Source organism: Enterobacter mori (genome assembly GCF_025244905.1).
In the GTDB taxonomy this organism is placed as follows: Bacteria; Pseudomonadota; Gammaproteobacteria; order Enterobacterales; family Enterobacteriaceae; genus Enterobacter; species Enterobacter mori_A.
The window spans coordinates 1,445,344-1,471,886 of record NZ_CP104285.1; the positions used below are offsets into that span (position 1 = coordinate 1,445,344).

At 58.3% G+C, this 26,543-nt stretch carries 25 protein-coding genes; 11 read left to right on the forward strand and 14 right to left on the reverse strand.

Annotated features, from left to right (window positions below; genetic code table 11):
- Positions 1-97: 97 nt before the first annotated feature.
- Complete coding sequence (locus N2K86_RS06785; protein ID WP_260660916.1) at positions 98-2,530, reverse strand: formate C-acetyltransferase/glycerol dehydratase family glycyl radical enzyme; 2,433 nt, start codon at positions 2,528-2,530, stop codon at positions 98-100.
- Between the two features lie 4 nt (positions 2,531-2,534).
- Positions 2,535-3,434 (reverse strand): glycyl-radical enzyme activating protein, encoded by a 900-nt coding sequence (locus N2K86_RS06790; protein WP_260660917.1) that lies wholly within the window; start codon positions 3,432-3,434, stop codon positions 2,535-2,537.
- A 129-nt stretch (positions 3,435-3,563) separates the two neighbouring features.
- Here N2K86_RS06790 and fsa point away from each other — a divergent pair, with 129 nt between their 5' ends.
- Positions 3,564-4,226: a fructose-6-phosphate aldolase gene (gene fsa / locus N2K86_RS06795; protein WP_260660918.1), complete on the forward strand. Its 663-nt coding sequence runs from the start codon at positions 3,564-3,566 to the stop codon at positions 4,224-4,226.
- 92 nt (positions 4,227-4,318) lie between these two features.
- Here the strand turns inward: fsa and moeB are convergent, their stop codons facing one another.
- Together moeB and moeA are read right to left on the reverse strand one after the other, a co-directional pair.
- Positions 4,319-5,071, reverse strand: coding sequence for a molybdopterin-synthase adenylyltransferase MoeB (gene moeB / locus N2K86_RS06800; RefSeq protein ID WP_260660919.1), 753 nt, complete (start codon positions 5,069-5,071; stop codon positions 4,319-4,321).
- Between the two features lies 1 nt (position 5,072).
- A complete protein-coding gene (gene moeA, locus N2K86_RS06805; RefSeq protein ID WP_260660920.1) occupies positions 5,073-6,305 on the reverse strand; it encodes a molybdopterin molybdotransferase MoeA in 1,233 nt (410 codons plus the stop codon).
- A gap of 189 nt (positions 6,306-6,494) precedes the next feature.
- On the opposite strand from moeA, the gene iaaA reads away from it, so the two are divergent.
- From iaaA to gsiD, 5 genes are read left to right on the forward strand one after another with little or no spacing between them, the layout of a single operon-like run.
- Positions 6,495-7,433, forward strand: a complete 939-nt coding sequence (iaaA, locus tag N2K86_RS06810; RefSeq protein WP_260660921.1) for a beta-aspartyl-peptidase — start codon at positions 6,495-6,497, stop codon at positions 7,431-7,433.
- Positions 7,434-7,444: 11 nt separating this feature from the next.
- A complete protein-coding gene (gene gsiA, locus N2K86_RS06815; RefSeq protein WP_260660922.1) occupies positions 7,445-9,316 on the forward strand; it encodes a glutathione ABC transporter ATP-binding protein GsiA in 1,872 nt (623 codons plus the stop codon).
- 23 nt (positions 9,317-9,339) lie between these two features.
- Complete coding sequence (gene gsiB / locus N2K86_RS06820; RefSeq protein ID WP_260660923.1) at positions 9,340-10,878, forward strand: glutathione ABC transporter substrate-binding protein GsiB; 1,539 nt, start codon at positions 9,340-9,342, stop codon at positions 10,876-10,878.
- Between the two features lie 5 nt (positions 10,879-10,883).
- A complete protein-coding gene (gene gsiC, locus N2K86_RS06825; RefSeq protein ID WP_108415931.1) occupies positions 10,884-11,804 on the forward strand; it encodes a glutathione ABC transporter permease GsiC in 921 nt (306 codons plus the stop codon).
- 1 nt (position 11,805) lies between these two features.
- Positions 11,806-12,717, forward strand: coding sequence for a glutathione ABC transporter permease GsiD (gsiD, locus tag N2K86_RS06830; RefSeq protein ID WP_010429000.1), 912 nt, complete (start codon positions 11,806-11,808; stop codon positions 12,715-12,717).
- Positions 12,718-12,841: 124 nt separating this feature from the next.
- Here the strand turns inward: gsiD and rimO are convergent, their stop codons facing one another.
- Positions 12,842-14,167, reverse strand: a complete 1,326-nt coding sequence (rimO, locus tag N2K86_RS06835; RefSeq protein ID WP_260660924.1) for a 30S ribosomal protein S12 methylthiotransferase RimO — start codon at positions 14,165-14,167, stop codon at positions 12,842-12,844.
- A 216-nt stretch (positions 14,168-14,383) separates the two neighbouring features.
- Here rimO and bssR point away from each other — a divergent pair, with 216 nt between their 5' ends.
- Both bssR and N2K86_RS06845 read left to right on the forward strand, forming a co-directional pair.
- The gene (gene bssR, locus N2K86_RS06840) at positions 14,384-14,767 is read left to right on the forward strand and encodes a biofilm formation regulator BssR (protein WP_108415945.1); all 384 of its coding nucleotides are present in this window, start codon (positions 14,384-14,386) and stop codon (positions 14,765-14,767) included.
- A gap of 106 nt (positions 14,768-14,873) precedes the next feature.
- Positions 14,874-15,992, forward strand: coding sequence for a PQQ-dependent sugar dehydrogenase (locus N2K86_RS06845; protein WP_260660925.1), 1,119 nt, complete (start codon positions 14,874-14,876; stop codon positions 15,990-15,992).
- Here the strand turns inward: N2K86_RS06845 and N2K86_RS06850 are convergent, their stop codons facing one another.
- Positions 15,993-16,619, reverse strand: a complete 627-nt coding sequence (locus N2K86_RS06850) for a glutathione S-transferase family protein (protein ID WP_260660926.1) — start codon at positions 16,617-16,619, stop codon at positions 15,993-15,995.
- 242 nt (positions 16,620-16,861) lie between these two features.
- Between N2K86_RS06850 and dacC the strand changes: the two genes are divergently transcribed.
- Complete coding sequence (gene dacC / locus N2K86_RS06855; protein WP_260660927.1) at positions 16,862-18,067, forward strand: serine-type D-Ala-D-Ala carboxypeptidase; 1,206 nt, start codon at positions 16,862-16,864, stop codon at positions 18,065-18,067.
- A 67-nt stretch (positions 18,068-18,134) separates the two neighbouring features.
- Here dacC and deoR read toward each other — a convergent pair whose 3' ends face one another.
- The 3 genes from deoR to N2K86_RS06870 all read right to left on the reverse strand — a co-directional run bounded on the left by deoR (position 18,135) and on the right by N2K86_RS06870 (position 20,305).
- Positions 18,135-18,893, reverse strand: coding sequence for a DNA-binding transcriptional repressor DeoR (gene deoR, locus N2K86_RS06860; RefSeq protein WP_260660928.1), 759 nt, complete (start codon positions 18,891-18,893; stop codon positions 18,135-18,137).
- Positions 18,894-18,960: 67 nt separating this feature from the next.
- A complete protein-coding gene (ybjG, locus tag N2K86_RS06865; RefSeq protein WP_260660929.1) occupies positions 18,961-19,569 on the reverse strand; it encodes an undecaprenyl-diphosphate phosphatase in 609 nt (202 codons plus the stop codon).
- Between the two features lie 7 nt (positions 19,570-19,576).
- Positions 19,577-20,305, reverse strand: coding sequence for a phosphatase PAP2 family protein (locus tag N2K86_RS06870; protein WP_260660930.1), 729 nt, complete (start codon positions 20,303-20,305; stop codon positions 19,577-19,579).
- 167 nt (positions 20,306-20,472) lie between these two features.
- On the opposite strand from N2K86_RS06870, the gene N2K86_RS06875 reads away from it, so the two are divergent.
- Positions 20,473-21,705, forward strand: a complete 1,233-nt coding sequence (locus N2K86_RS06875; RefSeq protein ID WP_260660931.1) for an MFS transporter — start codon at positions 20,473-20,475, stop codon at positions 21,703-21,705.
- Positions 21,706-21,769: 64 nt separating this feature from the next.
- Here N2K86_RS06875 and N2K86_RS06880 read toward each other — a convergent pair whose 3' ends face one another.
- Entirely contained in the window at positions 21,770-22,582 is an 813-nt protein-coding gene (locus tag N2K86_RS06880; protein WP_260660932.1) for a Cof-type HAD-IIB family hydrolase, read from the reverse strand.
- Positions 22,572-23,786 carry an MFS transporter gene (locus N2K86_RS06885; RefSeq protein ID WP_260660933.1) on the reverse strand — a complete coding sequence of 405 codons (1,215 nt, stop codon included), beginning with the start codon at positions 23,784-23,786 and terminating at the stop codon, positions 22,572-22,574. Before N2K86_RS06885 ends, N2K86_RS06880 begins: the two co-directional genes overlap by 11 nt.
- Before the next feature lie 81 nt (positions 23,787-23,867).
- Between N2K86_RS06885 and N2K86_RS06890 the strand changes: the two genes are divergently transcribed.
- Positions 23,868-24,419 (forward strand): TetR/AcrR family transcriptional regulator, encoded by a 552-nt coding sequence (locus tag N2K86_RS06890; RefSeq protein WP_260660934.1) that lies wholly within the window; start codon positions 23,868-23,870, stop codon positions 24,417-24,419.
- Between the two features lie 21 nt (positions 24,420-24,440).
- On the opposite strand, the gene arsC is transcribed toward N2K86_RS06890, so the two are convergent.
- Genes arsC through N2K86_RS06905 form a run of 3 tightly spaced genes read right to left on the reverse strand, consistent with a single transcriptional unit; the run spans position 24,441 to position 26,534 of the window.
- On the reverse strand, positions 24,441-24,872 hold the full coding sequence (gene arsC, locus N2K86_RS06895) for a glutaredoxin-dependent arsenate reductase (RefSeq protein ID WP_260660935.1): 432 nt from the start codon (positions 24,870-24,872) through the stop codon (positions 24,441-24,443).
- A gap of 11 nt (positions 24,873-24,883) precedes the next feature.
- Entirely contained in the window at positions 24,884-26,173 is a 1,290-nt protein-coding gene (locus N2K86_RS06900) for an arsenic transporter (protein WP_260660936.1), read from the reverse strand.
- 40 nt (positions 26,174-26,213) lie between these two features.
- The gene (locus N2K86_RS06905) at positions 26,214-26,534 is read right to left on the reverse strand and encodes a metalloregulator ArsR/SmtB family transcription factor (protein ID WP_260660937.1); all 321 of its coding nucleotides are present in this window, start codon (positions 26,532-26,534) and stop codon (positions 26,214-26,216) included.
- Positions 26,535-26,543: the final 9 nt, after the last annotated feature.

Here is a 26,543-nt window from a genome sequence, read left to right on the forward strand (position 1 = left end):
CGAATGAAAGTCAGAAAGCCGGGTGGCGGCTTCGCCTTACCCGGCCTACGGGGAGACTCTGTAGGCCCGGTAAGCGCAGCGCCACCGGGCGTTTTTCTTACAGCGTATGTTCAGTACGGGCGATAATATCGTCCTGCGCATCCGGCGACAGGGCGGTGAAGAACGCCGAGTAGCCCGCGACGCGCACCACCAGGTCACGATACTGGTCAGGATGTTTCTTCGCCTCCAGCAGCGTGTCGCGCGAGACGATGTTGTACTGAATATGCCAGCCCTTATGCACCTCGAAGAAGGTGCGCAGCAGCACCATCAGCTTCTGGCGATCGCTGTCGTTTTCCAGCGTTGACGGATTCAGCTTCTGGTTCAGCAGCACGCCACCCAGAATCGCTTCCGTCGGCAGTTTGCCCACCGAGCCAATCACCGCCGTCGGACCAAGGTGGTCGGTACCGGAAGCCGGGCTCGCCCCTTCCGCCAGCGGGGTGTGCGCCTTACGTCCGTCCGGCGTCGCCATCGTCGCCGCGCCAAACGGCACGTTTGCGGAAATGGACGATGTGCCCGCGTAGTAGTTACCGCCAATCGGGCCGCGGCCGTAGCGCGGGTTATGGTACTGCTTCAGCTCTTCAATGTAGGTCTGATAAGCACGTGTCAGCAGCATATCCACGCTGTCGTCGTCGTTGCCGTACTTCGGCGCGCCGTTGATCAGTCGCTGGCGCAGCTGCTCGTGGGTCAGGCCGTCGAAGTCATCCGCCAGCGCCGCCGCCAGCTGCTGCTGGCCGATGACGCCCTGGTCAAACACCAGCTTCTTCACCGCCGCCAGGCTGTTGCCGAGGTTGGCGATCCCCACCTGCAGGCCGGATACCCAGTCATACTTCGCGCCGCCCTGCTTGATGCTCTTCGCGCGCTCGATGCAGTCGTCCACCAGCGCGGAGCAGAGAATATCGTGGACGTTCTCTTCCAGCATGGTGTCCACCACGTACTCAATCTCGATGGATTTGCGGGTGTAGTAGCGGATCTGGCTATCCCAGGCCGCCATTACCTCCTCGAAGTTGTCGAAGTTACCGGCAGAGAGCGCTTTTTCCTGCGGCAGGAACACCTTGCCGCTGGTGGCATCGCGACCGCCTTCCAGCGCCGCCAGCATCACCCGGGCGAAGTTGATAAAGCTCATGCCGGTGCAGCGATAGCCCCACTTGCCGCCCACCGCGGTTTCGATGCAGCCGATGGCCGCATAGTCATACGCATCGTCTCGTTCAACGCCGAGCTTGATGAATTCCGGGATCACAATTTCATCGTTATTGAACGCAGGCATGCCGAAGCCGCAGCGGATCACCTGCACGCAGGCGTCGAGAAAGTCGTTGCTCATGCCCGCGTGGTAGCGCACGCTCAGGTTCGGCTGGGTGGAGCGCAGGCGACCGCAGGACTCCAGAATCGCGTACGAGAGCGGGTTCACCGCGTCCATCGGCTCACCGTTGACCAGCTTCTGGCCGCCGATGGTAACGTTCTGGTACAGCGGGCTGCCGGCAGAGGCCTTGGAGTGCGAGCCGGAGCGGATCTTGTTCACTTCGAGCAATTTCAGCCAGCAGCTGTGCAGCAGCTCAATGGCGTGTTCGCGGTCGAGGCTCTGATTCAGCTCCACGTCGCGGCGGTAGTACGGATAGAGATACTGGTCCATACGCGCGAAGGAGACGGAGTGGCCGTTGGACTCAATCTGCAGGATCAGCTGAATGAAGTAGCACAGCTGCAGCGCCTGCCAGAAGGTTTTTGGCGGCTCGTGGGCAATCACGTCGCAGTTTTCTGCCATGGCCAGCAGCTCGTCGCGGCGGCTTTCGCGGGTTTCAGTGGAGGCCATCTCGCGCGCCAGATCGGCGAAGCGTTTGATGTGCAGGCTTACCGCTTCCAGCACGATATCGATCGCCTTCAGGAACCGATCGCCGTGCAGGTCTTCCAGCACCGTCAGGTTGATGCGCGAGCGGCGCTCGGCCACTTTGGCGCGCAGGCCGTCGAGACCTTTCTCCAGCACCAGCGGGAAGTTCACCGCCAGGTGCGCGTCGCCGGAGGTCATGTTGCCTTCGGCTTTGATGATGCCGGTTTCCAGCAGGCCTTTCTGCTCGTCGGTGAACATGCCGTAGCAGCGGTCCTGCACGGTCTGGCCGCGCCACCACGGGCAGATCTCATGCAGCACGCGCTTGTTCTCTTCGCTCACCGCAAAGCCCGCGCCCGGGCGGTCCGCCAGATCGTCGATCTCTTTCTCAATCCAGGAGACGGTATATTCCGGGAAGATCGGTGCGGCGCGCACTTCGCTTGCCTGGTTACCGATAATCAGTTCGTCGTGTTTGATCCAGATGGTTCGTTCAGCCAGGTGATGCGCCAGCGCCAGGGCGCGGCGCACCGGGATCGGCTTGTCCATGTGCTGCTGGTACATTTTGGTGTAATGCTGGGCGCGCTCGGTACAGACCGGCGGCTTCACGATATGCACCAGGGCCGTTTTGTGCGCCTTAATACGTTCGCTGAGGGTGTTGAGATTCAGGGTGGTCATAAGTTTATCCTCGTAAGGTCGCAGTTAACCCTTTCTGGCAGGCGTACTGCTGCGCGAAGTCCAGCAGCGCAGGGTTATCCAGCGGTTTGTCAGGGGCAGAGTAAGGTTGGCCGAGCAGGGTGTATTTGTTCATGCCCAGCGTGTGATACGGCAGAAAATGAATATCCTCGACGCCGAGCTCGTCGGCGGCGAAGTTGGTAATGGCGGTGATGGAGGCTTCATCCGCGTTGAAGCCCTGGATCAGCGGCACGCGGATGGTGATGTTTTTCCCGGCGGCGGCCAGGCGTTTCAGGTTGTCCAGGATTCGCTTAGCCGAACCGTCCGTCCACTGCTTGAACACCTCTCCGTCGACGTGCTTCAGGTCGGCGAGGAACAGGTCAACGTAGGGTAATGACGGTTCGATATAATGCCACGGCACGTGAAGGCAGGTTTCGACGGCGGTGTGGATACCCTGTTCGTGGCTGGCTTTAAACAGCGCGTGCGCCAGCTCAGGGTTCATAAACGGTTCACCGCCGGAGAGGGTGATCCCGCCGCCGCTGCGGTCGTAGAAGGGTTTATCGCGCAGTACGGTCGCCATGATCTCCTCGACCTGCTGTTCTTCGCCGCAGACGGTGAGCGCCTGCGTCGGGCAGCAGCCGGTAAGAGCGTTGAGCGTGGCGTCATCAAGCTTCTCACGATGAATGACCAGCCCGTTCAGCGCGCGTTCAACACACCCCGGCGCCGCCTGCTGACACAGGTCACAACCTTCCAGGCACAGACGGGCATCAAACAGGACGTCCCGGCTGCGTGAGCGGCTTTCCGGGTTCTGGCACCAGCGGCAGCCCATCGAGCAGCCTTTCAGGAACACCACGGTTCGAATGCCGGGGCCGTCGTGGGTAGAGTAACGCTGAATATTGAAGATCATGATTTCCGCCTCTCATCTTGCATATGAAGATTAAATTACTTTCGAATGAAAGTTATCTTGATGCAGGTCAACTCTTGAGCAGGTTTTGTCGTGATAGGGTAAGTGCAGGCTAATTTTGAGGGTGACATCATGGAACTTTATCTCGACACATCTGACGTTGCGGCAGTTAAAAAGCTGGCTCGTATCTTCCCGCTGGCGGGCGTGACCACCAACCCAAGCATCGTTGCTGCCGGTAAAACGCCGATCGACGAACTGCTGCCCGCGCTGCACGACGCGCTGGGCGGCAAGGGCCGTCTGTTCGCCCAGGTGATGGCGACCACCGCCGAAGGGATGGTGGAAGACGCGCGTAAGCTGCGCGCCATTATTAACGACCTGGTGGTGAAAGTGCCGGTGACCGCAGAAGGGCTGGCGGCGATTAAGATGCTGAAAGTCGAAGGGATCCCGACGCTGGGCACGGCGGTCTACGGTGCCGCGCAGGGGATATTGTCCGCGCTGGCGGGGGCGGAGTATGTGGCCCCTTACGTTAACCGCGTGGACGCGCAGGGCGGGGACGGGATCCAGACCGTGGTTGAACTGCAACAGCTGCTGACACTGCACGCCCCGCAGTCAAAAGTGCTGGCCGCGAGCTTCAAAACGCCGCGTCAGGCGCTGGACTGCCTGCTGGCAGGCTGCGAGTCCATCACGCTGCCGCTGGACGTGGCGCAGCAGTTTATTACTTCTCCTGCGGTAGACGCTGCGATTGTGAAGTTTGAGCAGGACTGGCAGGGCGCGTTTGGGCGGACGTCGATCTGATATGTGCGGGCTGATGCCCTCACCCCGGCCCTCTCCCACGGGGAGCAGGAGAAAATCGTAGGTCGGGTAAGGCGAAGCCGCCACCCGACTTTTTACTGACTACACACCTCACACCCCGGATTACGCATCAGCTTCATCTCGCGGAACTGGCAGGTCATCGCGTCATACATCACAATCTTCCCTGCAGCAGGCGTGCCGTAGTGCGCCAGCACTTTGAGCGCTTCCATCGCCTGCAGTGCGCCAATCACGCCGACTAACGGCGCCATCACGCCGGCCTCAACGCAGGTCAGCGCATTCTCACCGAACAGACGGCTCAGGCAGCGGTAGCAGGGTTCACCCTCGGCGTACGTGAAGACGCTGATTTGCCCCTCCATGCGGATCGCCGCGCCGGAGACCAGCGGGGTTTTATGAGCAAAACAGCCTGCGTTCAGCTGGTTACGGACGGCGACGTTATCGGTGCAGTCCAGCACCAGGTCGTGCTGCGCAATCTGCGCCGACAACGCGTCGTCATCCAGCATCGCGTCAATCAGAGTGAACTGAACGTTGGGGTTGATGCGCGCCAGCGTAGTTCCGGCGGATTCCACTTTCGGCTGGCCCACCGTCGCGTCGCAGTGCAGCGTCTGGCGCTGCAGGTTGGACACCGACACGGTATCGAAATCCAGCAGCGTCATGCTTCCCACGCCCGCCGCGGCAAGGTATTGCGCGGCGGCGCAGCCCAGCCCGCCCAGCCCGACGACCAGCACGCTGGCCGCCTTGAGTGCTTCCTGACCTTCGAAATCAAACCCGCGCAGCACAATCTGGCGGTTGTAGCGCATCATCTCCGGGTCGCTCAGCTCCACCGTCATGTCAGCCTCCGAACAGGTGGTTAAAACGCTCGACCTCAACCCATTCGCCGGCTTCTACATTGCCGCGCTCGCGCTCCAGCACGATGAAGCAGTTGCCCTGGCTGAAGGAGCTGAAAATGTGAGAGCCCTGGTGCCCGGTAGTGCTCACTTCGAGCTCACCGTCCGCGTTGCGCGCCAGAATACCGCGCTGGAAATCGAGACGGCCCGGTGATTTTTTCAGCCGCGTGGCGGCACGCACGCGCAGGCGTTCCGGCAGCGGGTTAGCCTTGTTGCCGGAAAGCTTTGCCAGCAGCGGGATCACCAGCTGGTAGAAGGTGAGTGCCGCCGAGACCGGGTTACCCGGCAGGCCGCAGAACCAGCTGTGCTGAAGTTTCCCAAAGGCGAACGGTTTGCCCGGCTTGATCGCCAGCTTCCAGAAGGCGATTTCGCCCAGCTCTTCGAGGATGGTTTTGGTGTAATCCGCTTCACCCACGGAGACGCCGCCGGAGCTGATGACCACGTCGGCTGCGTTATCCGCCTCGATAAACGCGGCGCGCAGTTTTTCCGGATCGTCAGGAATGATGCCGAGGTTAATCACGTCGCAGCCCAGTTGCTCCAGCATCAGGTGTACCGCCAGGCGGTTGGTATCATAAATCTGGCCGTCCTGCAGCGGCTGGCCCGGAAGCTGCAGTTCATCGCCGGTGGAGAACACCGCCACGCGCACTTTACGGATAACGTCGATTTCAGCCACGCCGAGCGACGCCAGCACCGGCAGTTCACCTACCGTCAGCTTCTGCCCGGCAGAAAAGACCGTCGCGCCAAGGGTGATATCTTCGCCCGTGCGGCGGATGTTCTGGCCCGCTTTAACGTTCGCGGTAAAACGCACGCCGTCGTCGGTCTGTACGGTCTCTTCCTGCATCACCACGGCGTCGCAGCCAGCCGGAACCGGCGCCCCGGTCATGATGCGCACGCAGGTGCCCGCAGGCCATTCCCCGCTAAACGGCTGACCCGCAAAGGCTTTACCTGCCACAGGCAGGGCGTTACCCGTCTGGAGATCCGCCAGGCGCACCGCGTAACCATCCATTGCAGAGTTATCAAACCCCGGTACGTTAAGCGGAGAGACAATATCGCGCGCGGCAATACGGCCAAAACAGCGCACAAGCGGCAGCGTTTCAACCTCATGCAGTGGGGTAATGCGGTCAAGCATCTGCGTGAGTGCCGTCTCAAGCGGCATCAGTCCGGCGGTAAAATCCATGGTGGGCTCCTGCGGAGTAACAACGAAAGCGCCCATTATGGCAGAAAAGTGCGGCTAACTGTATGACCCGATGGGTGTACGCTTTACATCACAGTTGCGTCTTTCTATATTCAAAAATCATCTGAAGTTTCGTCGACGATAATGATATTTATAGAAAAAGCCGCAAATCAGGCTAACGGGTGATGCGAAATGGTTAATGCGGTAATCGCAATTCATGGTGGCGCCGGGGCAATCACCCGTGCACAGCTCAGTCCCGAGCAGGAAAAGCGCTACATTGACGCGCTGTACGCCATTGTGGAAACAGGCCAGCGGATGCTGGAAGCGGGCGAGAGCGCGCTGGATGTGGTCACCGAGGCGGTGCGTCTGCTGGAAGAGTGCCCGTTGTTTAATGCGGGGATCGGTTCGGTCTTTACCCGGGATGAATCGCACGAGCTGGATGCTTGCGTGATGGACGGCGTTACCCTCAAAGCGGGCGCCGTGGCGGGCGTCAGCCGTCTGCGCAACCCGGTGCTGGCGGCGCGTCTGGTGATGGACGCGAGCCCGCACGTCCTGCTGGCGGGCGAAGGGGCGGAGACGTTTGCCTTCGAACACGGGATGGAACCGGTATCGCCCGATCTTTTTTCCACGGAGGAGCGCTATCAGCAACTGCTGGACGCCCGTACGGCAGGCAAGACGCAGCTTGACCATGTCGCGCCGCTGGATGAAACCACCAAAATGGGTACGGTCGGTGCAGTAGCGCTCGATAAAGCCGGAAACCTCGCGGCGGCGACGTCAACGGGTGGGATGACCAACAAGCTGCCCGGGCGCGTCGGCGATAGCCCGCTGCCCGGCGCAGGGTGCTATGCCAACAACGCCACGGCCGCCGTGTCCTGTACCGGAACCGGCGAAGTGTTTATTCGCGCCCTCGCGGCCTATGACATCACCGCGCTGATGGATTACGGCGGATTAAGCCTGAGCGAGGCCTGCGAACGCGTGGTAATGGAAAAACTCCCCGCGCTTGGCGGCGTCGGCGGGTTGATTGCGGTGGATCGTGAGGGCAACGTGGCCCTGCCGTTTAACAGCGAAGGGATGTACCGCGCCTGGGGCTATGCCGGTGATGAGCCCAGTACGGGGATCTATCGTGAATAAGGGGGCAAAACGTGCCGCACAGTGAAGAGCTGGACAACCGGCAGGTGCTGGCTGTCCATCAGCTGAATATTGCGTTTCAGGAGGAGCGGCAGTTCATCCCCGCAGTACAGAATTTATCGCTTTCGCTGCATCGCGGCGAAACGCTGGCCATTGTCGGTGAGTCTGGTTCCGGTAAATCGGTTACCGCACTGGCATTGATGCGTCTGCTGGAGCAAACGGGCGGGCAGTTCAGCAGCGAGAAAATGCTTCTGCGCCGCCGTAACCGTCAGGTCATTGATTTGAATGAGCTAAGCGGTTCGCAGATGCAGGGCGTGCGTGGGGCGGATATCGCCATGATTTTCCAGGAGCCGATGACCTCGCTGAACCCGGTTTTTCCGGTGGGCGAGCAGATTGCCGAGTCCATCCGCCTGCATCAGGGGTTAAGCGGCGATGAAGCGCTCCTCGAAGCGAAGCGGATGCTGGAGAGGGTGCGCATTCCTGAAGCGCAGGCCATTCTGGGGCGCTACCCGCATCAGCTTTCCGGGGGGATGCGCCAGCGCGTCATGATTGCGATGGCGCTCTCGTGCCGTCCGGCGGTGCTGATCGCCGACGAGCCGACAACGGCGCTGGACGTGACGATTCAGGCGCAGATCCTGCAGCTGATCAAAGTGCTGCAGCAGGAGATGGAGATGGGTGTGATTTTTATCACCCACGACATGGGCGTGGTGGCGGATATCGCCGATCGCGTACTGGTGATGCATCAGGGGCACGCCGTGGAGACGGGCACGGTTGAGCAAATTTTTCATGCGCCTGTTCATCCTTACACCAAAGCGCTGCTGGCGGCGGTGCCGCGCCTTGGAGCGATGAACGGCAGCGATTTACCGCGCCGCTTTCCGTTGATGGCTCAGGGCGAGGTGGGCGTGCAGACGGCCGAAACCGAGCAAGATACGGTGGTGCCGGGCAGGCCCATTCTGGAAGTCCGCGATCTGGTGACGCGTTTTCCGCTGCGCAGCGGGGTGTTCAACCGCGTGAAGCGCGAAGTCCATGCGGTGGAAAACGTCAGTTTTGATCTCTGGCCGGGCGAAACGCTGGCGTTGGTGGGAGAGTCGGGCTGCGGTAAATCCACCACCGGACGCGCGCTGCTCAGGCTGGTGGAGACCCAGGCCGGGACCATTACCTTTAACGGGGAACGTATCGACACCCTGCCAGACAGCAAGCTGCAGGCCGTGCGTCGGGATATTCAGTTTATTTTCCAGGATCCCTATGCCTCTCTCGATCCGCGTCATACGGTGGGGTATTCGATCATGGAGCCGCTGCGGGTGCATAACCTGCTCGACGGGGACGCGGCGCAGCGTCGCGTCGCCTGGCTGCTGGAGCGCGTCGGGCTGAAGCCTGAACATGCCTGGCGTTATCCCCATGAGTTTTCCGGCGGACAGCGGCAGCGCATTTGCATTGCGCGGGCGCTGGCGCTGAATCCAAAAGTGGTGATTGCGGATGAGTCCGTTTCGGCACTGGATGTCTCTATCCGCGCGCAAATCATCAATTTATTGCTCGATTTACAGCGGGATATGGGCATTGCCTTCCTGTTTATCTCACATGATATGGCGGTGGTGGAGCGTATCAGCCACCGTGTTGCGGTGATGTATATGGGGCAAATTGTTGAGATTGGCCCACGGCGGGCGGTATTTGAAAACCCGCAGCATCCCTACACCCGCAAGCTGATGGCCGCTGTGCCGGTTGCCGATCCTGCGCATCACCACGCCCAGCGCGTGCTGCTGCAGGATGAAATGCCGAGCAATATTCGTAAACGGGGCGAAACCCTGGAGCGCGTCACGCTTCGGGAAGTTGGCCCCGGTCATTTTGTCGCACCACCGCGTCAGGACAATGCATTCTCGCGGTTATAACGTACACCAGGCAGGAGAACACAATGGTTAAATTTGTTGCTCGGACATGGCTGTTAGCCGCGAGCGTGACGGCGGCGCTGGCCGTCGCCCCCGCGTTCGCTGCCAAAGACGTGGTCGTGGCGGTCGGCTCTAATTTTACGACGCTCGATCCGTATGATGCTAACGACACGCTGTCGCAGGCGGTGGCGAAATCGTTCTATCAGGGGCTGTTTGGCCTGGATAAAGAGATGAAGCTCAAAAACGTGCTGGCGGAGAGCTATACCGTTTCGGACGACGGGCTGGTGTATACCATCAAGCTGCGTTCTGGGGTGAAGTTCCAGGACGGCACGGATTTCAACGCGGAGGCGGTAAAGGTGAACCTCGACCGCGCCAGCAACCCGGAAAATAGCCTCAAGCGCTACAACCTGTATAAAAACATCGCCAGTACCGAGGCGGTCGACCCAGCAACCGTGAAGATCACCCTTAAAGAGCCGTTCTCCGCATTTATCAATATTCTTGCGCATCCGGCGACGGCAATGATTTCGCCTGCGGCGCTGAAGAAATACGGCAAAGAGATCGGCTTCCACCCGGTCGGCACCGGCCCGTATGAACTGCTTACCTGGAATCAGACTGATTTTGTGAAGGTGAAGAAATTCGCCGGATACTGGCAGCAGGGCTTGCCGAAGCTCGACACCATAACCTGGCGCCCGGTGGCGGATAACAACACCCGCGCGGCGATGCTGCAAACCGGCGAGGCGCAGTTTGCCTTCCCGATCCCGTACGAGCAGGCAGCGCTGCTGGCTAAAAACAGCAAGCTGGAGCTGGTTGCCAGCCCGTCAATCATGCAGCGCTACATCAGCATGAACGTCACGCAAAAACCGTTCGATAACCCGAAGGTGCGTGAAGCCATCAACTACGCCATTAACCGTCAGGCGCTGGTGAAAGTGGCCTTTGCGGGCTATGCCACCCCGGCGACCGGCGTGCTGCCGCCGGCTATCGCCTATGCGCAAAGCTACCAGCCCTGGCCTTACGATCCGGCCAAAGCGCGCGAGCTGCTGAAAGAGGCGGGCTTCCCGAACGGCTTCAGCACCACGCTGTGGTCGTCGCATAACCACAGTACCGCTCAGAAGGTGCTGCAGTTTACCCAGCAGCAGCTGGCGCAGGTCGGCATCAAAGCGCAGGTGACCGCGATGGATGCCGGACAGCGTGCGGCAGAAGTGGAGGGCAAAGGGCAGAAAGAGAGCGGCGTGCGGATGTTCTACACCGGCTGGACCGCCTCTACCGGTGAAGCCGACTGGGCGCTGTCACCGCTGTTTGCCTCACAGAACTGGCCGCCAACGCTGTTCAATACCGCGTTCTACAGCAACCCGCAGGTGGATAAAGACCTGTCTGACGCGCTGAAAACCACCAAACCGGAGGAGAAAGCGCGGCTGTATAAAGATGCTCAGGATATCATCTGGAAAGAGTCGCCGTGGGTGCCGCTGGTGGTAGAAAAACTGGTCTCCGCCCATAACAAAGCGCTGACCGGGTTCTATATTATGCCGGATACGGGCTTTAGCTTTGACGACGCGGATTTAAAATAACACTCATGCTGAATTATGTTTGTAAACGCCTGCTGGGGCTTATCCCGACGCTGCTGATTGTGGCGGTGCTGGTGTTTTTGTTTGTCCATATGCTGCCGGGGGATCCGGCGCGTCTGGTTGCCGGGCCTGAAGCGGATGCGACCGTTATTGAACTGGTGCGCAAGCAGCTGGGTCTCGACAGGCCGCTCTATATGCAGTTTCTGCACTATATGGGCAACGTGCTGCAGGGCGATTTTGGCACCTCAATGGTGTCGCGTCGCCCGGTGTCGGAAGAGATTGCCAGCCGCTTTATGCCGACCTTTTGGTTAACCCTTGCCAGCATGGGCTGGGCGGTGGTGTTTGGTCTCGGTGCGGGGATTGTCGCCGCCGTCTGGCGCAACCGCTGGCCGGATAAACTGGGTATGGCGCTGGCCGTGACCGGTATCTCCTTCCCGGCATTCGCCCTCGGGATGCTGCTGATGCAGATCTTCTCCGTCGAGCTGGGCTGGCTGCCGACCGTGGGCGCGGATACCTGGAAGCACTATATTCTCCCATCGATGACCCTTGGCGCAGCCGTGGCGGCGGTGATGGCGCGCTTTACCCGCGCCTCGTTTGTTGACGTGCTGAGCGAAGACTACATCCGCACCGCGCGGGCGAAAGGAGTCAGCGAGAAGTGGGTCATTCTCAAGCACGGTTTTCGCAACGCGATGATCCCGGTGGTAACCATGATGGGGCTGCAGTTTGGCTTCCTGCTGGGCGGCTCTATTGTGGTGGAGAAGGTCTTCAACTGGCCTGGGCTGGGGCGTCTGCTGGTCGATTCGGTCGACATGCGCGATTATCCGGTTATTCAGGCTGAAGTCCTGCTTTTCTCGCTGGAGTTTATTCTTATCAACTTAGTGGTGGACGTGCTTTACGCCGCCATTAACCCGGCCATCAGGTACAAGTAAGATGCGATTGTTGAACTGGCGTCGTCAGGCCGTATTAAACGCTATGCCGGGGCTAAAGCCGGAGCACATCCGCACGCCGTGGTCTGAATTCTGGCGGCGTTTTCGCCGTCAGCCTGTCGCGATGACGGCGGGGCTGTTTGTTTTGCTGCTGATTGTGGTGGCGATCGTTGCGCCGTGGGTCGCGCCGTTTGATGCGGAAAACTATTTTGACTATGACCGCCTGAACGACGGGCCGTCGATGATGCACTGGTTCGGCGTGGATTCGCTCGGGCGGGATATCTTCAGCCGCGTGCTGGTGGGAGCGCAGATCTCACTTGCTGCCGGGGTCTTTGCGGTATTAATCGGCGCGGCAATCGGCACGGTGCTGGGTCTCGTCGCCGGGTATTACGAAGGCTGGTGGGACCGCATCATCATGCGCATCTGCGACGTGCTGTTTGCCTTTCCCGGCATTCTGCTGGCGATTGCCGTGGTGGCGATCATGGGCAGCGGCATGGCGAACGTCATTATTGCGGTCGCGGTCTTTTCGATTCCGGCCTTTGCCCGTCTGGTGCGCGGCAATACGCTGGTGCTGAAACAGCAGACCTTTATTGAATCCGCCCGCAGTATGGGGGCCAGCGATGCCACGATCTTGTTCAGCCATATTCTGCCGGGTACGGTGTCGTCCATCGTGGTCTATTTCACCATGCGTATCGGCGTGTCGATTATCTCGGCGGCCAGCCTGTCGTTTCTGGGGTTAGGGGCTCAGCCTCCAACGCCGGAGTGGGGTGCGATGCTGAACGAAGCGAGGGCAGATATGGTGATTGCGCCGCACGTGGCGATCTTCCCGAGCCTGGCGATTTTCCTGACCGTGCTGGCGTTTAATCTGCTGGGTGACGGGCTGCGCGACGCGCTGGATCCGAGGATAAAGGGGTAGGTTTTTGCGGGCTCCGCACCCCTCACCCCGGCCCTCTCCCCAAAGGGGCGAGGGTGAAAAACCGCACCGAGCAGTCCCCTCTCCCCTGTGGGGAGAGGGTTAGGGTGAGGGGGGGAGAAGTTAATTAAACCCGGCTACCCCACAGGTCATACTCATCCGCGTTTTCAACCTTCACGCGAATAATATCACCCGGCTTAACCCTGGTTTCGCCGTTCAGGTACACCGCGCCGTCGATTTCAGGGGCATCCGCCATGCTGCGGCCAATCGCGCCTTCTTCGTCCACTTCATCGATGATGACCAGAATTTCGCGGCCCACTTTCTCCTGCAGGCGCTCAGCAGAGATCTGCTGCTGCAGCTGCATGAAGCGGTTCCAGCGCTCTTCTTTTACCTCTTCCGGCACCTGATCCGCCAGTTCGTTGGCGGTTGCGCCTTCTACCGGGCTGTACTTGAAGCAGCCAACGCGGTCCAGACGGGCTTCTTTCAGGAAGTCGAGCAGCATCTGGAAATCTTCTTCGGTTTCACCCGGGAAGCCGACGATAAACGTGGAGCGCAGGGTCAGGTCAGGGCAGATTTCACGCCACTGCTTGATGCGCGCCAGCTGACGGTCAACCGAGCCAGGGCGCTTCATCAGCTTCAGAATACGCGGGCTGGCGTGCTGCAGCGGGATATCCAGGTACGGCAGAATTTTGCCTTCCGCCATCAGCGGGATCACGTCGTCAACGTGCGGGTACGGGTAGACGTAGTGCAGACGCGTCCAGATACCGAGTTTAGACAGCTGCTCGCACAGGCCCACCATGCTGGTTTTTACCGGCTCACCGTTGTGGAAACCGGAACGGTGCTTAACGTCCACGCCGTAGGCTGAGGTGTCCTGGGAGATGACCAGCAGCTCCTTCACGCCCGCGTCAGCCAGACGTTTGGCTTCCGCCAGCACTTCGCCAATCGGACGGCTCACCAGATCGCCACGCATGGACGGTATGATGCAGAAGGTGCAGCGATGATTACAGCCTTCGGAAATTTTCAGGTACGCGTAGTGGCGCGGCGTCAGCTTCACGCCCTGTTCCGGCACCAGGCTCAGGAACGGGTTGTGCTTTGGTTTTGGCACGTAGTGATGAACATGTTCCAGCACCTGCTCGTAGCTGTGCGGGCCGGTGATCTCCAGCACCTTCGGATGCACTTCGCGGATCTGATCCACTTTCGCGCCCAGGCAGCCGGTGACAATCACTTTGCCGTTTTCGGTCAGGGCTTCACCGATGGCTTCCAGGGACTCCTGAACCGCACTGTCGATAAAACCGCAGGTGTTGACGATCACCATGTCGGCATTGTCGTAGCTTGGCACCACGTCATAGCCTTCGGTACGAAGTTCGGTCAGGATGCGTTCGGAATCCACCAGGTTTTTCGGGCAGCCGAGGGAGACGAAGCCGATTTTCGGCTGGTGCGTAACATTGCTCATAGGTTAAAAATTCATCAATTATGGAGTTATCAGGGCGGGATTTTACAGCGTATCGCGGGGGATTTATACACTCTTTATAGGGTGGATGCAGCGAGGAGAGGTTGTAACATTGTAAAGAATGTTAATCAGTTAAGAATTATTGATCTCAGGCATTAAACTGTACAAAAAATGAACTTATTCTGAATGTGCAACATGACTGACAGAGGAGGAAATAGCATGTCCGTTGACAGACTGAAACGCGATCTGCTTAACAAGCTGATCAACGCCCGAATCGACCTGGCCGCCTATCTGCAGCTCAGGAAGGCAAAAGGCTATATGTCAGTCAGCGAAAGCGAACATCTGCGTGATAATCTGTTTGAACTTTGCAATTTCATGCGTGAAAAAGCACCGACCCTGAAAGCGGAATACGACGAAAGCGAGCTAATGGCGCTGCGCCGCGCCGCTGAGGTGCTCTCCATTGCAGGGGTATGTTTGATGAACGGACGCCACGACTGCCCGAATTTTATCGCTGTTAACGCGGAGAAGCTTGAAAACTGCCTGACAACGCTCTCTCTTTGCATCATGTGTCTGAACGAGCATGCGAAGCTTGCCCAGCACTGAGCCCGGGGGAGGCAACTCCCCCTTCTGATTAAGCTTTTGTAAAAGTGGTAACGCGCCCGAACGTTGTGGCTAATCTTTATGCCATATGCCGATAAAGGAGCGCGTTATGCATCGATCCTCGCTGATTTTACTGCCTGCGTTATTTTTCCCTTTTTCTCTTCTCGCTGCACCTGACGCAGTAAAGGTCGAGGTGTTGCAAAACCGACTCGATCACCCCTGGTCACTGGCCTTTTTGCCGGACGATAAAGGTGTGCTCATCACGCTCAGAGGCGGCCAGCTGAAACGCTGGCAGGCCGGGAAAGGGTTGTCCGACCCGATTATTGGCGTGCCCAAGGTGTGGGCAAACGGCCAGGGCGGTTTGCTGGACGTGGTGCTGGCACCTGATTTTGAACAATCGCGACGCATCTGGCTGAGCTATGCCGAAGTGGGTAATGACGGGAAAGCGGGAACGGCGGTGGGCTACGGTCGGCTGAGCGACGATCTGTCGCGCATTGAAGCTTTCCAGGTGGTGTTCCGCCAGATGCCGAAACTCTCCACCGGGAACCATTTTGGCGGTCGGCTGGTGTTCGACGGCAAAGGCTATCTCTTTATTGGTCTGGGTGAAAACAACCAGCGCCCGACGGCGCAGGATCTGGACAAGCTTCAGGGCAAAGTGGTGCGCCTGACGGAAGACGGGAAGGTGCCGCCGGATAACCCGTTTGTGAATACCTCCGGCGCGCGGCCTGAAATCTGGTCCTACGGCATTCGTAACCCGCAGGGGATGGCTATGAACCCGTGGAGCGACACGCTGTGGCTTAACGAGCACGGCCCGCGCGGCGGGGATGAAATCAACATCCCGGAAAAAGGGAAGAATTACGGTTGGCCGCTGGCGACTCACGGCATTAACTACAGCGGCCTGAAAATTCCGGAAGCCAAAGGCGAGCACGCGGAGGGAACGGAAAAACCGCTGTTTGTCTGGAAGGTTTCCCCTGCGGTGAGCGGCATGGCGTTTTACAACAGCGACGTCTTCCCGCAGTGGAAAAACAAACTGTTTATCGGTGCGCTGAAGGAGAAAGACGTCATCGTGCTGAGCATCGACGGCAATAAGGTAACGGAAGACGGGCGCATTCTGGGTGATAGAGATCGACGTATTCGCGATGTGCGGGTGGGGCCGGACGGCTATTTATATGTCCTGACCGACGAGACGGACGGGCAGCTGTTGAAAGTCAGCCCGTCCGGCACGTAATCAGGTAACCGGGATCATCACCGAGTTACGGTACGCCGGGCGTTCGCTGAGCTGCTGAAGCCAGCGGTCGAGATGAGGGCGCGGCGTCCATTTCAGACCCATATTGGTCAGATTCCAGACGAATGGCGCAACCGCAATATCGCCCACGCCGAACGCGTCGCCTGAGAACCATGTGTGCTTCGCCAGCTCGTCATCCATCATCGCAAACAGATTTTCGCAGGCGTCCTGGGCGGCATGAATAGCGGGGTAGTCACGTTCAGGTTCAGGCGTGCGGATGAGCCCCATCAGGATCACGCGGTGGGTGGGAGAGAGCGTCTGGTTTGCCCAGTCCATCCACTTCTCACCCTGAGCACGCTGGGCCGGGCTCTCTACCCACAGACGGCCCTGACCGTACTGCGCGGCAAGGTAACGGACAATGGTGTTGGACTCCCACAGCGTGGCATCGGTCTCATCGTCGCGCAGCAGCGGCACCAGCCCGTTCGGGTTCATCGCCAGATAGTCGGCCTCTTTGTTCACGCCGAACGACATGCCAGCCATGATTTGATTAAAGGGTAAATCCAGTTCCTCCAGCGTCCAGAGCACTTTCTTCACGTTGGTTGAGTTGTTCCTGCCCCACAGCGTAATCATATTTACTCCCGATGAGATGTGAATCCGAGTCAGCTTTTCGCCATGGTGAGATAAACCTAACAATTACGCAACAGAAGACAAAAAAATCGCCTGAATCAAAGCGTAAATGAATGTTATTGCATAAACTTTAATAACTTTACCCTGGTTGGGTTTCTTTAACCGTTTTAGTGCGCTATTACTCATCGCTTCTTGCGACACGGTGATGTGACGTAATTTTTTGAATGGACACTCGGGTGGCATTTATGACGCGAAAAATGACTTCTCTGCGCAGCCTGGCGGCAGGCTCTGCACTCCTCTTCCTTTTTGCCCCAACGCTCTACGCGGCGGAACAGGCGGCGCCCGAAGCGCCACCGGTGGATGCCCGCGCCTGGATCTTAATGGACTACGCCAGCGGTAAAGTGCTGGCGGAAGGGAATGCCGACGAAAAACTCGATCCGGCCAGCCTGACTAAAATCATGACCAGCTACGTGGTGGGTCAGGCGCTGAAAGCAGGCAAAATTAAGCTTGATGATATGGTCACCGTCGGGAAAGACGCCTGGGCGACCGGTAACCCGGCGCTGCGGGGCTCGTCGGTCATGTTCCTGAAGCCCGGGGATCAGGTCTCCGTTTCCGATCTGAATAAAGGGGTGATCATTCAGTCGGGAAATGATGCATGTATCGCGCTGGCCGATTACGTTGCGGGCAGCCAGGATTCGTTTATTGGTTTGATGAATGGCTATGCGCAAAAACTGGGCCTGACCAACACCACGTTTAAAACGGTACACGGTCTCGATGCGCCGGGACAGTTCAGCACCGCGCGTGACATGGCGCTGCTGGGGAAAGCGTTGATCCACGACGTACCGGACGAATACGCGATCCATAAAGAGAAAGAGTTTACCTTCAATAAAATCCGTCAGCAGAACCGCAACCGTCTGTTGTGGAGCAGCAACGTCAACGTGGACGGGATGAAGACCGGCACTACGGCGGGCGCGGGATACAATCTGGTTGCTTCCGCTACCCAGGGCGATATGCGCCTGGTGTCGGTGGTGCTGGGCACCAAAACCGACCGTATCCGTTTTAACGAATCAGAAAAACTGTTGACCTGGGGCTTCCGCTTCTTTGAAACCGTGACGCCGATTAAGCCGGATGCCACGTTCGTCAGCCAGCGCGTCTGGTTTGGCGATAAGAGCGAGGTGAATCTGGGCGCTGGTGAGGCCGGTTCAGTGACCATTCCGCGCGGTCAGCTGAAAAACCTGAAAGCCAGCTTCACCCTGACCGACCCGCAGCTCACGGCTCCGCTGAAAAAAGGCCAGGTCGTCGGGACGATTGATTTCCAGCTTAACGGCAAGTCGATTGAACAGCGTCCGCTGATTGTGATGGAAGCGGTAGAAGAGGGCGGATTCTTCAGCCGGATGTGGGATTTCGTACTGATGAAATTCCACGGGTGGTTTGGCAGCTGGTTTAGCTAAACCTTGTGGATTTTCTCCCTCTCCCTGTGGGAGAGGGCCGGGGTGTGGGCATCAGGCCGCACCCCGTTTAATACATCAACTTCACCTGCTGCGCCTTCGCGTGGGCCACGATCTCGTCATCCGGGCGGCAATCGCTCACAATAGCGTCAAATTGCGCCAGCTCGCCCATTCTTGCCGGACGCACCTTGCCAAACTTGCTGTGGTCCACCACCAGCACATGATACTGCGCGGCATTTAACGCCCAGTGCTTCACGGGTAACTCTTCCAGGTTAAAGCAGGTCGCGCCCTGATGCACGTTCACCCCTGCTGCAGAATAAAACGCGATATCCGGGCATAAATTACTCAGCGTGTCATGAAGATTCAGCGGCTTGAAAATGGCGTTACTGGCGTGGAACTCACCGCCGCAAAGGATCACCCGGCATTCGGGTTTCTCCTGCAGCGCCAGAAAGGTGTTCAGTGAGTAGCACACGGCGGTAAACGGGAGGCTGCTTTCGATGGCTTCGATGATCCAGGGTGTGGTAGTGCCGCAGTCAAAAAACAGGGTTTGATGCGGCTGCACCAGAGAGGCTGCGAGCCGTGCCGCTTTGCGCTTTTCTTCCACCAGACGCGTTTTTTGATCGCTGATCAGGTAGTGGCTGGCGCTACGCGGCTCGAGGACGATGTATCCGCCCAGCAGCACAACGGGGGCGCTGTCGCTGTTAAGATCCCGACGAATGGTCATCTCAGAGACGCCGAGCAGCGTGGCGGCTTCCTTGAGGTGCAGTTTATCACTGCGCTTCAGCGCCTGGAGCAGCTGAGCAATGCGGTCATCGCGTCGTGTTTCCATAGATCCTCAGGATGAAAAAGTGAACCCCCGCAGGGCGGGGGTTCAAGTGTAACCTGCCGGACCGGGATTAGTCACGTATCCAGCCTTTGCGGATCGGGAGGGCAAACAGCACGCGATACAGCTGAGACAGCCCGCGGTAAAGCGTCGGGCCAAAGAGGCTCCACAGGATCGCCGCGCTCACGCAGCCCATCAGCCCCACCAGGAAACCGCCCACCATATCCAGCGGCCAGTGAACGCCAAGATAAACGCGGGACCAGGCGATGGCCAGCGCGATACCCATCAGAACTGCGCCAGACCACAGGCGATGCCAGAACAGAAACGCCAGAGCGAAGGTGAAAATCACGGTGCCATGATCGCTTGGGAAGGAGTCGTCAGGCGCGTGGTGCAGGAAATTATAGCCAACATGATCGACGAACGGACGGTCGTGGGGGAAGGCATGTCCCAGCAGATAGCTGGTCACTACGCTGACACCGATGGCCATCGCCACTTTGATCACCAGCTGGCGCTGTGCAGTGACCTCTTTGCGTGGACCCCACAACCAGAGAACAACGGCCAGTACAGGAACAATCGAGATCAGATCTCTGGCAACAAAGGTGGCGAAATCAATCATCCATTCCGGCGAGGCTGGCGTGGCGTTGATGAAATAAAACAGTCCGTAGTTCAGATTCTCTAACATAATGTCGTCACTCTTTCGCAAACCAGGCGGAAACAAGGCCATAGACCACCACCTGGGAAAACCATACCCACCACCCAGCCCACAGGTTGTGAGAAAAAAAATGCGCCCCGCGCATGACCTGACCGTAGCCCATCACCAGCCCCAATACCGCACCCAGCACGACAAAACTCCAGGCCAGACGTGGACGTTCGCGCCAGAAGGCAAAAAACAGCCCCATCACCATAAAGCCGCTTGACGAGTGGCCGCCCGGGAAGCAACGGCCCGGTCCGCTGTCTGCCGGCACCGCGCTAAACAGGGGGTAAGAAACCGCCTTTCCGCCATACTCCACCAGATCCCACGGACAGCTATGGTGGCTACTACTTTTCAGCACGCCGACAACCAGCGCACCCAGCCCCATCAGAAGCGCGGCCGTGAGCAGTCGGGCATTGCGCTTGGCGACACCGTAAATCAGCGCAACCGCAGCCAGAGCGATGGAGACGTATTTCGCCAGCCGATGATTGAGCAGGTCCAGCAAGGGGTTCTGCTGCAACGGAAAATGATGCGTCGCTGCGTCATACCAGAAACCGGTGATCCATCTGTCGAGCGTTTCGTCGCGTGAAAGCCAGGTAAACAGGACGGCGAGGACAATCAGCACGAAAAGCTGATAACCATAAAAGCGTGCGGGTAAACGGTAAAGCTGTTTTGTCTTATTTGACGGTAACTTAGACAATTCTGAAGCACTGAAGGTGTATGGCATAATTGGGGTCAGTAACGTGAAATAGGGCTATCATAAATCTGTCAACTTAAGGAAACCTTAAACGACGACGATAAGTGCTTTATTTCTGTTTATTATCGTTAATTTGCTATCTCAGGCTGCGGCAATTCATTACACTCATCGCGATTTTTTCATCATAAAGAGATTGCATGTTAAACCGTTCTTCTTCCGGTAATCGTCTGGGACGTCAGGCGTTACTTTTCCCTCTGTGTCTGGTGCTCTACGAATTCTCTACCTATATCGGCAACGATATGATCCAGCCCGGTATGCTGGCCGTGGTAGAACAGTACAACGCGGGTATCGAGTGGGTGCCGACCTCTATGACCGCCTATCTGGCGGGCGGCATGTTTTTACAGTGGCTGTTAGGGCCGCTGTCGGACCGTATTGATCGTCGTCCGGTGATGCTGACCGGCGTGGTGTGGTTTATCGTCACCTGTCTTGCCACGCTGCTGGCGCAAAACATTGAACAATTTACCCTGCTGCGTTTCCTGCAGGGGGTGAGCCTGTGCTTTATCGGCGCCGTGGGGTATGCCGCTATTCAGGAGTCGTTTGAAGAGGCGGTGTGTATCAAAATCACCGCGCTGATGGCGAACGTGGCGCTGATTGCGCCGCTGCTGGGACCGCTGGTGGGTGCTGCCTGGGTACACGTTGCGCCGTGGGAGGGGATGTTCGTACTCTTCGCCGCCCTTGCTGCCATCTCCTTCTTTGGTCTGCACCGCGCGATGCCGGAAACGGCTACGCGTCTGGGTGAAAAGCTCTCCCTGAAAGAGCTGGGACGTGACTATAAAGACGTGTTGAAGAATGGCCGCTTTGTCGCGGGCGCGCTGGCGACGGGCTTTGTCAGCCTGCCGTTGCTGGCGTGGATTGCTCAGTCGCCGGTCATTATCATCAGCGGTGAGAAGCTCAGCAGTTATGAGTACGGTTTGCTGCAGGTGCCGATCTTTGGCGCGCTGATCGCCGGTAACCTCGTGCTGGCACGTCTGACGTCGCGCCGCACCGTTCGCTCGCTGATTATTATGGGCGGCTGGCCGATTGCGGCAGGGCTGATTCTGGCGGCGGTGGCAACCGTCGCGTCATCTCACGCTTATTTATGGATGACGGCCGGGCTGAGCATCTACGCCTTTGGTATCGGCGTGGCGAACGCCGGGCTGGTGCGCCTGACGCTGTTTGCCAGCGAAATGAGTAAAGGCACCGTCTCAGCGGCGATGGGCATGCTGCAGATGTTGATTTTTACCGTCGGTATTGAGGTGAGCAAGCACGCTTACGCTTTTGGCGGCAACGGGCTGTTCAGCCTGTTCAACCTTGCCAACGGCGTGCTGTGGGTGGGATTAATGGTGGTGTTCCTGAAAGACAAACGCGTCGGAAGCGCCCTGCAACCTTGATCTGGTTATCCCCTCTCCCCTTTGGGGTGAGGGGAGAGGGGTCAGGGCACCAGACCCCTCGGTATTAATTAAACGGTGCCTCCCCGTTCAGCACCTTCTCAATCACGTTTAAAACGCCTTCATCGTTGTTATGCTGCGCTTCAAACCGGGCGACTGCCTTAATATGCGGTTTGGCATTGGCCATCGCAAAGCTAAACCCTGACTGGCGCAACATTTCTACGTCGTTGCCGCTGTCGCCAAAGGCCACCACTTCGCTGTTTTCTATGCCCCATCGCGCCTGCAAAATGCGCAAGCCGTTAGCTTTGTGCACGCCGGGGATAATCAGGTCGATACTGCCGTGGCCGGTTGTGACGGGCACCATAATATCGCCCAGTCTTTCATGCAGCAGCGCCTGAATACGCGGAATTTCATCATCGGAAACGTTAAGCCCAAACTTGAAGAAAATATCGTTCAGGTTATCGAAATCACTGACCCTTTCGAGGCGGTGATAATATTTTAAGGCCATATCAATGAAGGCTTCGTCATAGGCTTTAAGGGTGTAGGCGCTGCCTTTGCCGCAGGCGATAATCTCAATGCCTGGAACGTCATTTAACACGTTCGCGACGGTTTCGAAATGGGCTTTCGACAGTTCACCGTTAAAGACATCTTCACCTTCGCTCACGACCCAGCCGCCGTTTTCGGCAACAAACGCAATCTCATGCGCGATCTCCGGGAAAAAGGAGATCAGCTGGTAGTATTGGTTGCCGCTGGCGACCACGAAGCGAATGCCTTGCGCCTTCATGCGCGCGTACTGTGCCAGAAAACGCGCGCGGTTGTACGTCTTCGCATCGCTCAGGAAGGTGCCATCCATGTCGACTGCAATCAGTTTAACGCTCATATCCCTTCTCCAGTGTCGTTTGTTCTGCTTCCGGCTTTGCCACAGCGCGCGCCACCAGCGCCGCGATAATGACTAACCCTAATACCACCAGCATGGCGCTGCGCAGGCCGTAGTGCTCACCCAGGAAACCGAGCAGCGGCGGTCCCACCAGGAAGGCGAGGTAACCGGTGGTCGCCACTACGCTGACGCGCGTTGGCGCATCCGGGCCAGTGTCGCTGGCGGCGGAAATGGTCAGCGGGAAGCCAAGTGATGCCCCCAGTCCCCACAGGATCACGGAAACGCCTGCAATCCAGTCCACGTCCACAAAGATGATCATCGCGATGCCTAATCCGCCGAGCAGGGCGCTGGCGCGCACCACCGCCACGCGGCTGTAGCGGTCAATAAACCAGCCGCCGGTGAAGCGCCCGACCGTCATCCCTAGCGTAAACCCGGCGTAAATCAGCGAGCCGGAGGTCGGGCTGAAGCCGTGACCGTCCACCATAAGCAGCGGCAGCCAGTCGTTGGCAGAGCCTTCCGCGAACGCCATTGCCAACACCACCACGCCGATCAGCATCAACTGGAAGTCGCGGTAGAAGGGCAGACCTTTTTCTGCTGAGTGCTGTTCGTCAGACGAGTTCTTACCGGTGCCGTCCGGGATCGCCCGGATGCCCGTCAGGATCGGAATAATGCACACCAGCGCCGCCAGTAAAATATGCAGATTGGCCGCCATGCCAAACGCCGTCAGCGCCATCCCCACGCCCGCACCCGCCAGCGTGCCGAGGCTGTAAAAGCCATGCATCATCGGCAGCACGGTTTTGTTCATCTCACGTTCGACAGATGCGCCTTCGACGTTAATCGCCACTTCCGCCGCGCCGAAGCTGCCGCCAAAGACCGTCAGCCCCAGAGCAAACAGGACAGGAGAGGCAAACCACAGCGCCACGCTCAGCACCATCATCCCGAACACCGCGCAGCACATAGTGGTGCGGATCACCGCCCGCGTGCCAAAGCGTTTAACCAGCCACGCGGAGCAGAGAATGCCGCTCATGGAGCCTATCGACAGGCCGAACAGCACGATGCCCATCTCGGCGGTAGAGACGGACAAAATATCGCGAATGGCTGGAGTGCGCGTGGCCCAGGAGGCCATCAGCAGCCCGGGAATAAAGAAGAACATAAACAGCGCCCACATGCGTAATTGCAGGGCCTTACGGGGAGAGGTCAGCGTCATTGGAGTAGCACCAGAAGTACAACAGTAGCGACAACACTAGCAAGTTTGTGTACATTTGTACACAAACCGGATGAGGAATTTATGAGCAGACCACCCAACGATCCGCACCGGCGGGAAAAAATACTCCAGGCTACGCTGGACACCATCGCTGAGCACGGTATTCACGCCGTCACGCACCGTAAAATCGCCTCCTGCGCGGGCGTGCCGCTGGGGTCGATGACCTACTATTTTGACGGTATGGAATCGCTGCTGGAAGAGGCCTTTACGTGGTTTACCCGGCAGATGTCGCAGCAGTACCGGGATTTCTTTGCCGGCGTGACCGGGCCGGAAATGGCGTGTGAATCCATCACCACGCTGATCCACAGCTCGCAGGTGACCACGCCGCACAACATGGCGCTGATGTATCAATTGTACGCTTTTATGCACCGCAACCCGGCGCTTAAAGCGGTGATGCAGGACTGGATGAAGATGAGCCAGGACACGCTGGAGCAGTGGTTCGACCCGGTTACCACCCGCGCGCTGGATGCGTTTATTGAAGGGATGACGCTGCATTATGTGACCGACAGGCAACCGCTGTCGCGCGAAGAGATTCGGGCGATGGTGGGGAGAATTGCGGGCGAGGGGAACCCTTAGGTATCACTCGCCCTGCGAGGTCTACTTATGGGCGATTTTTTTCCCGCTGGCGTCCACCACCGCTTCGCCATCTTCTTTGGTAAACGCCCCTTTCTGCGCGTCCGGCAGGATGTCGAGGACGACTTCAGACGGGCGACACAGGCGCGTGCCCAGCGGCGTCACCACGATCGGACGGTTAATCAGGATCGGGTATTGCAGCATGAAATCAATAAGCTGGTCGTCGGTGAAGTTATCTTCAGCCAGGCCGAGCTGTTCCCAGGGCTCCACGTTTTTACGCAGCAGATCCCGCACTGAAATGCCCATATCGGCAATCAGGGTGGTCAACTTATCGCGCGACGGTGGGGTTTCCAGATAGAGGATAATCTCTGGCTCCGTGCCGCTGTTGCGGATCATCTCCAGCGTATTGCGCGAGGTGCCGCAGGCGGGGTTGTGGTAGATAGTGATGTGGCTCATATCAGTGCTCATTACAGTGTGAAGGAGAGACGTAGCGCCAGCGCGGCGAGCGTCACAAACAGGACCGGCAGCGTCATAATGATGCCCGTCCTGAAATAGTAGCCCCAGGTGATCGTCATGTTTTTCTGCGCCAGCACGTGGAGCCAGAGCAGAGTGGCGAGGCTACCGATAGGCGTGATTTTCGGCCCCAGATCGCAGCCAATCACGTTGGCATATATCATCGCGTCCTTGATCAATCCTGTCGCCGTACTGCCATCAATAGAGAGCGCGCCAATCAGCACCGTAGGCATATTGTTCATTATGGATGACAGGAACGCGGTGATAAAACCGGTTCCCAGCGTGGTGGCCCACAATCCGTGCCCGGCCAGGCTATTCAGTACGCCAGTGAGAGAGTCCGTCAGCCCGGCATTGCGCAGGCCATACACCACCAGATACATCCCCAGCGAGAAGATGACGATCTGCCACGGTGCGCCACGCAGCACTTTTCCGGTGTTTATCGCATGTCCGCGTTTTGCGACGGCGAATAAAATCAGCGCGCCGACGGTCGCAATGGCGCTGACCGGAATGCCGAGAGATTCAAGCACAAAGAAACCGACGAGCAGAAGCAGCAGGACGATCCAACCCGTTCTGAACGTCGGGAGGTCGTGAATGGCCCGCGCGGGCTCCTGGAGTTTTGCCAGGTCATATGCTGGGGGAATTTCCTTGCGGAAGAAGAGATGCAGCATCACCAGCGTTGCGGCAATCGCGGCGATATCTACCGGGATCATCACCGAGGCGTATTCGCTGAACCCCAGCTTAAAGAAGTCTGCCGACACGATGTTGACCAGGTTGGACACAATCAGCGGCAGGCTGGCGGTATCGGCGATAAAACCTGCCGCCATTACAAACGCCAGCGTGGCCTGCTTGCTGAACCCCAGCGCCAGCAGCATGGCGATGACGATAGGGGTCAGGATCAGTGCCGCACCGTCATTGGCAAACAGCGCCGCCACGGCTGCGCCCAGCAGCACGATATACGTAAACAGCAATCGCCCGCGACCGTTCCCCCAGCGGGCAACGTGCAGCGCCGCCCACTCGAAAAAGCCGGACTCATCCAGCAGCAGGCTGATGATGATGACGGCAATAAACGTTGCCGTGGCGTTCCAGACGATATTCCACACGACCGGAATATCATTAACATGAATCACGCCGCTGACCAGCGCCAGCATGGCGCCAATGCTGGCGCTCCAGCCGATACTGAGCCCCCTGGGCTGCCAGATGACCAGTACCAGCGTAAACAGAAAAATAGCTCCTGCCAGAAACATCGTTTACACCTTTATATCTGTTTTTGTGAATGTATTGAGATCAGCATGCGCCCGGTAGTCGGTTTTTCAGCTTCATGCGCGTCTCTTCCCGCAGGCAGTTCCAGCTGTTGTCGATAACGGTTGCCGCCCACGCAGGCATGTTAGGAGAGAGACGGTAATGGACCCATTTGCCCTCACGACGGTCGATAACCAGCCCGGACTCGCGCAGCAACGCCATGTGGCGGGAGACCTTCGGCTGCGGCTCGTTGGTGGCGGAGCAGAGATCGCAGACGCACAGCTCACCGGCTTCGCGGAGCAGCATGACGATGGCGAGCCGCGTTTCGTCGGAGAGGGTTTTGAAGAGCTGGAGCGGGTGGAGCATGGAGTTTCC